A 13117-nucleotide genomic window follows, 5' to 3' on the forward strand; every position below is an offset into this window, starting at 1 on the left:
ATGTATGATTGTATAAGAAAGTAAGAAATGGTACATGCGGGGGAAAAGAGTGTGAAATAGGAATTTAATTCAATTTGCAGAATATAATAAGACATAAATATTTTTAGTTGCATACGAAGATTTGTTCTTATATGATAGTGAGTGAAAGCGTTATCAAAAAACAGAACGGCGATGGGAAAGGCGGGTAAATATGTTCCAGCGTGTTCAAACAAAGGAAGAACATTTTTGGTTCGAGCAACTGTGGGGAGATTTTTGTGAAGAAAGAAACTTAATGTTTGTAGAACGTAATTTAAATCCATCACGATTTTTATTAATAGAAGATGAACATCATATTGGTACAGTAGAATGTATTAAGTTTACAGTACCTGAACAATCAAATTCTGAGTTTTTCTATCCGTTTTCTAAAAATGATTTAGTGAAAGATTTGAAAAATGTGTATGAAATAGGAAAGTTAAGTATTGCGAAAACGTCTCGGGGGAGAGGACATTTCAAAAGGCTGGCAGCTATTTTATTTATGCATGCGTTAGAGACGAAAGCGGAATGGTATATTGCAGCAGTTACAAAAAGAATGTATATGTATTTACTTACACTCGGTTTTCCAATTGAACCGATAGATAGTCCATTCCAGTTTCATGATAATTTACAAGGTGTACCAGTGCGGATTCATGCTCGAAAAGGGGCTACACATCTGTATTCTTTGAAAGAATTCCGTGATATTATTCAAGGGAATGCTCATGCGCAGGTACTTATTGCAGAATACAGTAAAAATATTATGTTAACAAAATAAAAATATATGAATATGTATAGTATGAAGAAGGGTGTCATATTACAGTCATCTTTCTTCATACGAAAAAGTAGACCCTTATTTTTGTAATAAGGGTCTACAAGGTTATAGTCCAAATATACTAAAAATCATTTTACGACGCTTCGGTTTCTTTTCTCTTTCATATGTTGGTTTTGCATCAGGAGTAATGTATATTGGTTCTTCTTTTTTTAGGGCAGCTTCTAGTTTTTGAATTCGTTCTAACATTTCTTCCATTTCGCGGCGATGTTGTAAGAGTTGGTATGTAACGACATCATTTGCTTTATCTTGCATTTGTTCTTCCATTCGATCTAGTCTTCTCGTAATTGTGGTTAATTGAGCTGTTAATTGTTTAAAATCATTCGATGATGTATTTTGAACAATTGTGTTTACTTGAGTTTTTAATTTTTCTATATCATTTGAAGATGTTTTTTGAGTAGTTTGAGAGTTTTGAGGCTGGTCCATTTGAGAACGATGGTATTCTAACATTTGATCTAAATCAACTTGTGTGAAAATAAAATGACCATATTTATTTTTTTTTATCGTAAGATTTAATTGTTGTGCAATCCGGACAACAGCCTTTGGGCTAACACCTAATTTCTTTGCGATAAATGGTGTTTTATATTCCAAAATAATCCCTCCTATATACATCCTGTTGAATGATTTCTAGTTATGTAGCAAGTTCCCTTCAGGTGTGACAAAAGAAGTGTGGAATCGGCAAAGAAAGTGTTTTTTCACGAAGTTTAGCTGTTTAGCACATACGATGTATATAAATTATTTTAAAATATCGGAAAATTGGGATTATTATAGTTTGACGATAATAAGCTAATTAGATTATCATAATTATAAATATCTTTTTTATGTATGCATATAATATATAAAAAGGTGGTTAATAATGTAGAATTTTATTAGAGTATAAGAATGCTTACTTCACTTGAATAAATTTAAGTAGGAGGTGGCTTCCTTGCTTACACTGTAAGTAAGGAAAAGTATTTGGACATATATAGTATAAGTATAGTGATTGTTTTAATTGCCTTAACGGCATTTTTCGTGGCAGCAGAATTTGCAATTGTTAAAGTGAGGAGTTCACGAATTGACTATTTAATTGCAGAAGGAAATAATCGTGCACTATCTGTCAAAACAATCATTACAAACTTAGACGAATATTTATCGGCTTGTCAATTAGGAATAACTGTTACAGCTCTTGGGATTGGGTGGTCTGGTAAACCGGCGCTAAAGCACATGTTTGATGTGCTGTTTGCAAATTGGAACGTCCCTACTCAACTCGCAGACATTTTCGCTATAATTTTAGTGTTTTTGTTTATCACATTTTTCCATGTGGTAGTAGGAGAGTTAGCTCCAAAAACATTCGCGATTCAAAAAGCAGAACAAGTGAGTTTCTTTGTTGCTAAGCCACTCATTTTTTTTAATCGTATTGCATTCCCATTCATTTGGCTTTTAAATGGATCAGCTCGGTTAATTACAAAGTTTTTTGGGTTGAAACCACCAAAAGGGCATGCTGAAGTGCATTCAGAAGAAGAATTGCGCTTGTTAGTTTCAGAAAGTTATAAAAAAGGTGAGATTAATCAATCTGAATATAAGTATGTGAATAAAATATTTGAATTTGATGATCGTATTGCGAAAGAAATAATGGTACCACGAACAGAGATGAATATTTTAAATAAAGAAATGCCTGCTGAAGAGGCTTTACAAAAAATGTCTCATGAAAAATATACGAGGTATCCGGTTGTTGATGGTGATAAGGACCATGTAATAGGCTTTGTGAATTTTAAAGATATATTTACAGATTTTGTGAAGCATCGAGTTGTTAGTGAAAAGACAGTGGAGCAATATATTAGGCCAATTATTTTAGTTATTGAATCTATCCCAATTCATGATTTATTTTTAAAAATGCAAAGAGAAAGGACACATATCGCTATATTAATTGATGAATATGGTGGTACATCAGGTCTTGTAACCGTTGAAGATATTTTAGAAGAAATTGTAGGGGATATTCAAGATGAGTTTGATACTGATGAACAGCCGGAAATTCAACAAGTTAGTGAGACGAAAACAATTTTAGAAGGAAAAGTACTTGTTAGTGAAGTGAATGCATTATTAGGTTTGACTATTGACGACGATGATGTCGATACGATCGGCGGTTGGATCCTAACAAAAAATATTGAGATTTCCGAAGGTGATACCATTGAAATTGAAAAGTATAAGTTTTGTGTGAAAGAATTAGATGGACACTATATTAAGAGGTTAGAAGTAACGAAACCTTCAGAATCGATTGTTATTGTAGGAGATGAAAAAAAGATTTCGCTCCAAGAACAAATTAGTTCGTAAACTCTGCTTTGTAGCAGAGTTTTTTTTGAGCAAAATGTTTTTTGGTGTATTAGGGCTATGATACAATTACATAAGTCAGACCTTTCACCAGGTGAAATAAAGGTAATGTATTATTGTATACATATATTTGGAAGGAGAACCACTATGAAAAAGCATTTATATATAAATGGGATATGGAAATCAGTAGGGACGTATAAACCATTGTATGCACCATATTCTGAAGAAACATTAGCGGAGATTGCGCAAGGTACAGAAGATGACGTTAAGGAAGCGGTAGTTTCGGCTAAAAATGCAATGAAAGAAATGAAAAAATTATCTGCATACGACCGTGCAAATATTTTAGAAAAGGTTGCACAAAAAATGGATGAGAGAAGAGAAGAGTTTGCAGAGATTATCGCAAAAGAAGCTGCAAAACCAATTCGTGCTGCACGGGGAGAAGTAGATCGCACTGTTCAAACATATAAGTTTGCAGCTGAAGAAGCGAAGCGAATATATGGTGAGACGTTACCATTAGATGCTGCGCCAGGAGCAGAGGGCCGTATAGCGTATACAATTCGACAACCAATCGGGGTTATTGGTGCTATTACACCGTTTAATTTTCCGCTTAATTTAGTAGCACATAAAGTAGGCCCAGCAATTGCGGCTGGAAATACTATTGTGCTAAAGCCAGCAGACCAAACGCCACTTTCGTCGTATGCATTGGTAGAATTATTTGAAGAAGCTGGTTTACCAAAGGGAGCTTTCAATATAATTTCTGGACCTGGATCTGTTGTAGGTGAGGCATTAGTAACAGATGAGAACGTTGCTAGTATTACTTTTACAGGAAGTCCGAAAGTAGGTATTGGAATTAAGGAAAAATCTGGATTGAAACGAGTGACGTTAGAATTAGGATCGAACGCTGCTGTAATTATTGATGAAGATGTTGAATTGACAGACGAAATAATTGAACGTGTAAAATGGGGCGCGTTTGTGAATAATGGACAAGTTTGTATTTCAGTACAACGTGTTTTTGTGCATGAATGCAAAATGGAGGAGTTTATTACAAAATTAACGAAAGCAATGGAAAGCGTTGTAGTAGGAGACCCGCTTCATGAAGAAACAGATGTATCGGCACTTATTTCAAAAAACGATGTAGAACGTATAAATTCATGGGTGGAAGAGGCAGTTAAGGAAGGAGCAAATGTTGTATACGGTGGTAACAAACGTGATGCAAGGATTTTTGAACCAACTGTATTAACAAATGTTCCAGAGTATGTATCTGTTCAGTGCCAAGAAGTATTCGGTCCACTTATGACTGTAAATACATTTAAAGAATTTGATGAGGCTTTAGAGCAAGTAAATAATTCACGTTATGGATTACAAGCAGGTGTATTTACAAACAATCTATGTAAAGCAATGCGTGCAATTGATGAATTAGAAGTCGGTGGTGTCATGATTAATGATATTCCAACGTTCAGGGTAGATCATATGCCTTATGGTGGTGTAAAAGAGAGTGGCACAGGCCGTGAAGGAATTAAATATGCAATAGAAGAAATGACAGAAATGAAATTAATATGTATTAAAAAATAAAAAGTACACTTTTTTAATCAAGTGTACCTTTTATTTTACTTCATTTCTTGTTTGAAAATATCATCTTCGGCATAAATGTGTTCTTTGTCTACAGCAGTGCTATGAGATAGTACTAAACCGATTGGTGTTTCTGTGCCTTTATTTTGAACAATTGTAAAAGGAACATTTTTTTCATTTGCTAATTTAATGTATTTTGATAAATGTGGGTAAGCAATGCTACCATTTAGGAATAGTTGTAATGCTTGAGAAGAACGCATGCTACCTGTTACTTCTGTATACACATTACTTTGCATTACTTGACCGATGGTTAAAGCGATCTCTACACGCTCACGTAATGTAGTTAAGTACATATTACGTTCTTCTGGTTTGTTTTGCTTTTGGCCATATATGCCTTCTTGGAGATAGTCTTCCACATTTTTATTTACCATATTTTTCACACCTTTCACTTCTTATTGTACGCAAGAATTAAAAAGGATGCAAAAAAGTAGTTTTGAACAGGAAAATAATTTGAAAAATGAGAAGGGAAAAGGGATATATGAATACAACTTATTTAAATAAGAAAGGAAAAATAAATTTTATCAACAGAAATTAACAAAATGTGACAAAAATCTATTAACGAAATGTGTTTTTTGTGTTAATATTCAAAATATAAAGGGTATTCGTCGTATGGAAATGGAGGGAATGGAGGTTTTTCCAATCGATAAGGATATTAAAGAAGTATTTTGTTCGCACTTGAAAAACAACAGGCACCAATTCGTAGAGAACTGGAAAAACAAAATGATAATTTCCGAAAAAGATCCATTTAAACAAGAAGTTGTTCAAAATGGAGAAAATTTATTAGAGTTAATTATCGAACTCATTATGGAAGATAAAGACATTAATTATCTTCAGCCATTATGTGAGAAAATGGCTATTGAGCGTGCAGGTGCAGATGCGAATATTGGAGATTTTGTTTACAATGCAAATGTGGGAAGAAATGAACTTTTTGAAGCAATGTGCGAATTGGATGTAAGCGCCCGTGAACTGAAACCGATTATGGCCAAAATACATACTTGTTTTGACAAATTAATTTATTATACCGTTTTAAAATACTCAGAAATTATATCGAGGAATTTAGAAGAAAAACAGCAATATATAAATGAAACACATAAAGAAAGGCTTACGATTCTAGGGCAAATGTCGGCTAGTTTTGTGCATGAATTTCGTAATCCGCTAACTTCGATTATGGGATTTGTCAAGCTATTGAAGACAGACCATCCTAATCTATCGTATTTAGATATTATTTCACATGAATTAGATCAATTAAATTTTAGGATTTCGCAATTTTTACTTGTATCGAAAAAAGAAATGTGGAATGAATCGGAACGTTTTTGGCTAAATGACTTATTTCAAGATATTATACAATTCTTATATCCAAGTTTAGTTAATGCAAATGTTTTGATTGAAAAGAATTTGCCGTATCCTATTCCACTCGTTGGTTACCGGAGTGAAGTGAGGCAAGTAGTTTTAAATATTTTAATGAATTCGATTGATGCTCTTGAATCGGTGAAAGAAGAGCGGAAAATTATTATTGATGTATTTGAAGAGGATCAGGCTGTTCGCATTGTTATAAAAAATAATGGGCCTATGATTCCAGCAGAAAATGTAGAGACCATTTTTGAGCCATTTGTAACTACTAAAAAGCTAGGAACTGGTATTGGACTATTTGTATGTAAACAAATTGTAGAAAAACATAACGGATCCATATTGTGTCGTTCGAATAACGATTGGACAGAATTTCAAATTACGTTTCAAAAGTAAACAGTCTACACCATACAAATGGTGTAGACTGTTTTAATTTGTAAGTATAACGGTCTCTAATTTTGGATCCTCAGTTGAATAACCTACCATTGAAATTGTGTAAATTGTATTTGGTTCAACGTTGAATTTCGGAATGGTTAATAGTACTTTTTTTGTATCCGCAAGTGAAACTTCAATATCTGCTGTACCAGGGCTAACTTGTAAAAAATCTGTTATTTGTTTAAAGAGTACATTTTCAAATAAATGATCCCCATCTTTTAAATTTACATTTACTACTGGAGTGTCTGGTGAAAAATGTGCAAACCGTATTTTTGCTTGACCAGATGGTAAATGAGTATTATCAAGAATAGGTTGTAATTGGAGATGATTATCGCTATTGACCGCTGCAAGGGTATAAGCGTGATTCCCCATTATTGGTACTAATGCTGAGAATATTGGAGTTTCGTTTCCGACAGGGACAATATCAATACGGTATTTACCTTGTACTAATGATAAATACGGACTGAATTGTTTAAAAGAAATATTTTTAATAACCTTTTGTCCGTTTATAATAATATCAACTGCTGGTGTATGGGGAGCTGTGTGAAAAACTCTCATATGTGACGGTAAAGTTGCTTCTTGTGAATCTCTCTTTTCATATGCTTGTACAAGTTTTGTAATTGCATCATGGTATTTCATATAGAGTTCTACATATCTTTTAGGATTGCTATATTGATAGTAACGAGCGAGCTGTTCGTAACGTGCAGCTTCTTGTCCATATTTTTCAATTTCGGATTGAGTCATGAACATTCCTCCTTTATCATCATTACAAATATATGCGAAGCTAGAAAGAGGTTATGCAAAAAATTTGCCTTTCTAGAAGGAAAAGTTTAAATGGGGATTTTTTTATTTATAGGCAAACACACATACAAATCGATAATTGTCCTACATAAATTATAAAGGAAAGGTAGTTTGACTTTGATGGAAGGAGTGGAACCCTTGGATGTGGATATCCCAATAGTTATTGGGAATGAAGTTATGGAGGATTTGGTGCTATAGGTTGTTGGACGAATTATGGATTTGCATTATGAGTATTTCTATTAATTTTAGTGATGCGTTGGATAAGGTAATGCCGATAAAAGAGCGTCGTGCCGAACTGATTAATATGGTTAATCGGTTCTTTTTTTATTGTTCTAAACAGGTGATACTATTTGTTAAGTAATAGTTACGATAAATGTGGCGAAGTGAAATGTCGAATTTTGTTTGAAAATATGCAATATAAAGTAGGATAATAGGAAGGAGAATAACGGGAGTTCCGTCGAAGTTTACACAATGTCAGCAATTGAGGGAAGCTGATATTATGTTAAAAAAATATTCGATTTGTTGTTATCTTAAATCAGGAAGGGGTATTTAAGCGTAAAGATAAGGGTTGGTCTTCGTATTTGATTCTGAATTTTCTGTTTTATAATTAATATTTAGCACTCATTTGTATATTTTATAATAGTTTTTTGATAAATTCACTGCTTTCGCAGAGGGTTCTTTTTTATGAAAGAAACGTCAATTTTCTTCATATATATATACAAATTGGAGAAATGGGGGAGCGCTATGCGCGATTACTTAATTAAGCCACTTGTTGGTCAGCCGTATCCAATGATTTCACATGGAAAAGGTGTTTATTTATATGATCAAAACGGAAATAAATATTTTGATGGTTCGTCAGGAGCGATTACGGCAGGTATTGGACATGGCGTAACAGAGATTGCGGAAGTTATTAAAAAACAGGCAGAGGAGATTGCGTTCGTTTATAGATCACAGTTTACGAGTGAACCGGCTGAAAAATTAGCGAAGAAGTTGAGTGATTTAAGTGTAGGAGATTTGAACTGGAGCTTTTTTGTGAATAGTGGTACGGAAGCAAATGAAACAGCTATGAAAATCGCAATTCAGCATTTTCAGGAGCGTGGCATTCAAGGGAAACATAAAATTTTGTCACGGTGGATGAGCTATCACGGGATTACAATGGGAGCTTTATCTATGTCTGGGCATCCACTGCGCAGACAACGTTTCGTTTCTATTTTGGAAGATTATCCGACTATTCCAGCTCCATATTGTTTCAGATGTCCGATGCAAAAGGTATATCCAACATGTCAGCTTGCTTGTGCGACTGAACTAGAAAGAGCGATTGAACGAATTGGTGCAGAACATATTGCAGCTTTTATTGCTGAACCGATTATCGGAGCTGCTGGAGGCGCGGTTGTTCCGCCGAAAGAATACTATAAAGTAATTAAAGATATTTGTAGTCATTACGATATATTATTTATTGCGGATGAAGTAATGACTGGACTTGGTCGTACTGGTGCATGGTTTGCGATGGAGCACTGGGGTGTAGAACCGGATATTATGACGCTTGGTAAGGGGCTAGGAGCGGGTTATACACCAATGGCAGCGACAATTGTAAGTGACCGTGTTATGGAGCCCATTTTACATGGATCACGTTCTGTAATGAGCGGACATACGCTTAGTGCAAATCCATTGTCTGCAGCAACGGCTTTAGCTGTTATTGAATATATGGAGAAACATAATTTACCTGAAAAAACAGCAGAAAAGGGAGAGTATTTATTAAAAGGTTTGCAGAAAGTTCAGCAACAATCGACAATCATTGCCGATGTGCGTGGAAAAGGATTGCTAATTGGAATAGAATTGCAACCGTTTACAAAAGCGTCGGAGCTTATTTCAGTTGCTGCTAAAAATGGACTGCTCTTATACCAAGCTGTTTCAGGGCAAGCAGGAAAAGAGGATAGTGCACTGCTTGTTGCACCACCAATGACAACTACATATTCTGAGTTAGATGAATTACTTTCAATTTTTGTACAGAGCGTGGAAGAGATGATGCAAAAAGGAGGGCATAGTATCGCATGACAACCATTACAAATACATTCGGTAAATTAAAAGAAATAGAGGAAGTAATTTCTTTGTTCCATGATGATATGACATTAATGTTTGGGGGATTTGGAGGAATCGGATCCCCTCCATCTTTAATTCAAGCTGTTTTAGATAAAGGCATTACAAATTTAAATTTAATAGGAAATGATACTGGATTTCCTGATGTAGGAATCGGTCGTCTTGTTACGAATGAAAGGGTTAAATCTTTAGTTACTTCTCATATTGGGTCAAATCCAAATGCGGGAAGACAATTAAATGAAGGAAGATTGCAAATTGAATTCTCTCCGCAAGGAACACTCGCAGAGCGTATTCGCGCTGGTGGTGTAGGGCTTGGTGGTATTTTAGTTGACGTTGGTGTTGATACGATTGTAGAAGAAGGAAAGCGTACAGTTGAAATGAATGGAAAGACATATTTAGTTGAAACAGCTTTAACGGCTGAAGTCGCAATTGTATATGCGAAAAAGGCGGATCCGTTTGGCAATCTTGTATTTGATAAAAGCGCTCGTAATATGAACCCACACGTAGCTATGGCTGGTGACATAACGATTGTAGAAGCAGAAGAAATTGTTCCACTTGGAAGTTTAGACCCAGAAGAAATTGTCGTCCCAGGTGTATTTGTAAATTATATCGTGCCATCGGAAGGAGTGAATTGGAAATGGGTATGGGCGTAGAAGTAAGAGATAAGATTGCAAGACGTGCAGCGAAAGAAATTCAGAATGGTATGCTTGTAAATTTAGGTATTGGGATTCCATCGCTTGTACCGAATCATTTGCTAGAAGATATGAATGTTATGTTTCACGCGGAAAACGGTATTGTTGGTATGGGACCAACGCCAAGTAAAGGGAATGAAGATGAGAATTTATGTAACGCAGCTGGTTTACCAACATCTCTTATTACAGGAGCAAGTTATTTTGATAGCTGCATGGCATTTGGCATGATTCGAAAAGGATTACTTGATGTTACGATACTTGGTTCGTTACAAGTAAGTGAAAATGGTGATTTAGCGAACTGGATTGTACCAGGAAAACGTGTTCCAGGTATTGGAGGAGCGATGGATTTAGCGCAAAAAGCGAAGCGGGTCGTTGTTGTGATGAATCATGTTGATAAATACGGAAATGCAAAGATTGTTTCGGAATGTACATTGCCATTAACTTCGAAAAAATGTGTAGATTTAATTATTACAGACATGGCTGTCATGGAAGTGACTCCAAGAGGACTTGTCTTACAAGAATTAATGAGTCCTTACACTGTAGAAGATGTAAAACGACATACGACAGCTGATTTTCATATAAGCTCAAATTTACTAGTAATTGAATGAGGGGAGTTGTAATATATGGAGCAATTTAAAAAACAAGTTTGTGATTATATTGAGAGTCATGAAGAAGAGAGCGTAAAATTTTTAACACGATTAATTCAAGAAAAGAGCGTATCTGGTGATGAAAGTGGTGCGCAGGCAATTGTTATTGAAAAGTTGCGTGAGTTAGGTCTAGACCTTGATATTTGGGAGCCTGCTTTTAATGAAATGAAAGATCACCCTTATTTCGTATCACCTCGTACAAGTTTTACAGATAGCCCGAACATTGTAGCGACTTTAAAAGGAAGTGGCGAAGGGAAATCTATGATTTTAAACGGGCATATTGACGTCGTGCCAGAAGGGGATGTAAATCAGTGGGACCATCATCCATACAGTGGAGAGAAAATAGGAAACCGCATATATGGACGTGGAACAACAGATATGAAAGGCGGAAATGTCTCACTTATGCTTGCGATGGAAGCGATTATTGAATCTGGTATTGAGCTAAAAGGTGATATACATTTTCAAAGTGTAATAGAAGAAGAGAGCGGTGGGGCAGGAACATTAGCTGCTATTTTACGAGGATATAAGGCAGATGGCGTTATTATTCCTGAGCCGACGAATATGAAGTTTTTCCCGAAACAACAAGGGTCAATGTGGTTTCGTCTACATATAAAAGGAAAAGCAGCACACGGTGGTACACGGTATGAAGGAGTAAGTGCAATTGAAAAAAGTATGTTTGTTGTAGATCATTTGAGAAAATTAGAAGAGAAGAGAAATGGTCGAATTACAGATCCGTTATTTAAGGGGATTCCAATTCCAATTCCAATTAACGTTGGGAAAATTGAAGGGGGAAGCTGGCCAAGTTCTGTTCCCGATTCATTAATTTTAGAAGGAAGATGTGGTATTGCGCCGAATGAGACTATAGAGGCAGCGAAAGAAGAGTTTGAAGGCTGGATTGGTGAATTAAAAGAAGAGGATAGTTGGTTTGTAAAAAAACCTGTAGAAGTAGAATGGTTTGGAGCGAGATGGGTTCCTGGTGAACTAGAAGAAAATCACCCACTTATTACAACGCTGAAACATAACTTTGTTGAAATCGAAGGGAACGAACCGATTATAGAAGCTTCGCCATGGGGAACAGATGGAGGTTTGTTCACACAAATCGCTAACGTACCAACGATAGTATTTGGTCCAGGAGAGACGAAAGTAGCACATTATCCAAACGAATATATAGAAGTTGATAAAATGATTGCTGCCGCAAAGATAATTGCATGTACATTACTAGATTGGTGTGAGGTGAAGAAATGAAATACTATGAATCTTTTAGTGAACAGACAAAGCATTATACAGTAGAAGGGGTTTTAGATTATTTTAATAAACGTGTTAGAGTTGATCACTATACAGGAAATGTTGAAAGTATTATACAAACAATCGATGAATTAGCAGAGAAACATTCTTTCACTAAATGTATTATTAAAGGAAAGGGAGAGCATGTTTCAACATGGCTCTCTTTCGGTTTCTTATTGGAAGCAACGATACCTCATTATTTTCAAGGACACGATGCGCACTTCTTCGTGAAATATCATAATGATGAAAGACGAAATAGTATTCATTGGACTGAGGAAGATACCATTTTAAGTGGTGTAAAAGCAAAAGAAGTGAAAGAAAAAATAGTCCCAGAGGAATTTGTGTTAAGAAAAGCGACAGAAGAGGATGCGGAAGAATTAGCAATTGTCTTTGGAAAAGTATTTGAAGTTTATCCGACACCTTTAAATGAAGCAAGTTATGTAAAGAAGACGATGAAGGAAGACGATACAATTTACTATGTTTATGAATTCGAAGGGAAAATTATTAGTACAGCATCTGCTGAAATGAACGTGAAAGAAGGTAATGCAGAATTAACGAATTGTGCTACATTACCTGAATATCGAAAACATGGTTTCATGAAAAGTCTGTTAATTAAATTGGAGGAAGAGCTCCAAGAAAAATCTATTTTTTGTTCTTATACAATTGCTCGCTCGCTATCTTTCGGTATGAATGCAGCCTTTCATCAATTAGGCTATACATATACGGGAAGGCTTGCGAATAATTGCTACATTTTTGATAAGTTGGAAGATATGAATATATGGGTGAAAGATTTATCCAGCTATTCGAAAGCAGTAAGACTCCCGCCTCAAAATTCGGCTGTAAAGCAAATAAGTTAGGTGGGAGGCGGATTAATAATCAGTGGGGATGAATAAAGCCCCACTGATTAAAGTTTCACTTAACCATAAATAAGCAATAGAAATATATATAAATTTCATCAAAATAATAGAACGGAATCGTCATGCTTATAATCGCACAGAGGGGTGCCGAAAATCCGGCATGCATTTGCCAGATTTTCG

Annotated in this window: 12 protein-coding genes; 9 read left to right on the top strand and 3 right to left on the bottom strand. The window is 35.3% G+C overall.

Annotated features, from left to right (window positions below; translation table 11 throughout):
* Positions 1-190: 190 nt before the first annotated feature.
* A complete protein-coding gene (locus ACFVQC_RS15665; RefSeq protein ID WP_002148196.1) occupies positions 191-787 on the top strand; it encodes a hypothetical protein in 597 nt (198 codons plus the stop codon).
* Positions 788-889: 102 nt separating this feature from the next.
* Here ACFVQC_RS15665 and racA read toward each other — a convergent pair whose 3' ends face one another.
* Entirely contained in the window at positions 890-1432 is a 543-nt protein-coding gene (gene racA, locus ACFVQC_RS15670; protein WP_377898643.1) for a chromosome-anchoring protein RacA, read from the bottom strand.
* Between the two features lie 363 nt (positions 1433-1795).
* Between racA and ACFVQC_RS15675 the strand changes: the two genes are divergently transcribed.
* On the top strand, positions 1796-3151 hold the full coding sequence (locus ACFVQC_RS15675; protein ID WP_002148192.1) for a hemolysin family protein: 1356 nt from the start codon (positions 1796-1798) through the stop codon (positions 3149-3151).
* Between the two features lie 144 nt (positions 3152-3295).
* A complete protein-coding gene (locus ACFVQC_RS15680) occupies positions 3296-4720 on the top strand; it encodes an aldehyde dehydrogenase family protein (RefSeq protein ID WP_377898644.1) in 1425 nt (474 codons plus the stop codon).
* Between the two features lie 35 nt (positions 4721-4755).
* On the opposite strand, the gene ACFVQC_RS15685 is transcribed toward ACFVQC_RS15680, so the two are convergent.
* Positions 4756-5148: a YueI family protein gene (locus ACFVQC_RS15685; RefSeq protein ID WP_377898645.1), complete on the bottom strand. Its 393-nt coding sequence runs from the start codon at positions 5146-5148 to the stop codon at positions 4756-4758.
* Positions 5149-5386: 238 nt separating this feature from the next.
* Between ACFVQC_RS15685 and ACFVQC_RS15690 the strand changes: the two genes are divergently transcribed.
* On the top strand, positions 5387-6520 hold the full coding sequence (locus ACFVQC_RS15690; RefSeq protein WP_377898646.1) for a BA2291 family sporulation histidine kinase: 1134 nt from the start codon (positions 5387-5389) through the stop codon (positions 6518-6520).
* A gap of 33 nt (positions 6521-6553) precedes the next feature.
* Here the strand turns inward: ACFVQC_RS15690 and ACFVQC_RS15695 are convergent, their stop codons facing one another.
* Positions 6554-7303: a DUF4397 domain-containing protein gene (locus tag ACFVQC_RS15695; protein ID WP_377898647.1), complete on the bottom strand. Its 750-nt coding sequence runs from the start codon at positions 7301-7303 to the stop codon at positions 6554-6556.
* A gap of 801 nt (positions 7304-8104) precedes the next feature.
* On the opposite strand from ACFVQC_RS15695, the gene ACFVQC_RS15700 reads away from it, so the two are divergent.
* The 5 genes from ACFVQC_RS15700 to ablB are packed head-to-tail and all read left to right on the top strand — an operon-like array spanning position 8105 to position 12937.
* Positions 8105-9415 (top strand): aspartate aminotransferase family protein, encoded by a 1311-nt coding sequence (locus ACFVQC_RS15700; RefSeq protein WP_002148184.1) that lies wholly within the window; start codon positions 8105-8107, stop codon positions 9413-9415.
* Entirely contained in the window at positions 9412-10110 is a 699-nt protein-coding gene (atoD, locus tag ACFVQC_RS15705) for an acetate CoA-transferase subunit alpha (RefSeq protein ID WP_002085805.1), read from the top strand. The genes ACFVQC_RS15700 and atoD overlap by 4 nt, the downstream gene beginning before the upstream one ends.
* Positions 10095-10757 (top strand): CoA transferase subunit B, encoded by a 663-nt coding sequence (locus ACFVQC_RS15710; protein ID WP_002148181.1) that lies wholly within the window; start codon positions 10095-10097, stop codon positions 10755-10757. Before atoD ends, ACFVQC_RS15710 begins: the two co-directional genes overlap by 16 nt.
* A gap of 15 nt (positions 10758-10772) precedes the next feature.
* Entirely contained in the window at positions 10773-12041 is a 1269-nt protein-coding gene (locus ACFVQC_RS15715; RefSeq protein WP_377898648.1) for a peptidase, read from the top strand.
* Positions 12038-12937 carry a putative beta-lysine N-acetyltransferase gene (gene ablB / locus ACFVQC_RS15720; protein ID WP_377898649.1) on the top strand — a complete coding sequence of 300 codons (900 nt, stop codon included), beginning with the start codon at positions 12038-12040 and terminating at the stop codon, positions 12935-12937. Before ACFVQC_RS15715 ends, ablB begins: the two co-directional genes overlap by 4 nt.
* Positions 12938-13117 lie beyond the last annotated feature (180 nt).

This window comes from Bacillus sp. NPDC057893, assembly GCF_042796455.1.
Lineage (GTDB): Bacteria > Bacillota > Bacilli > Bacillales > Bacillaceae_G > Bacillus_A.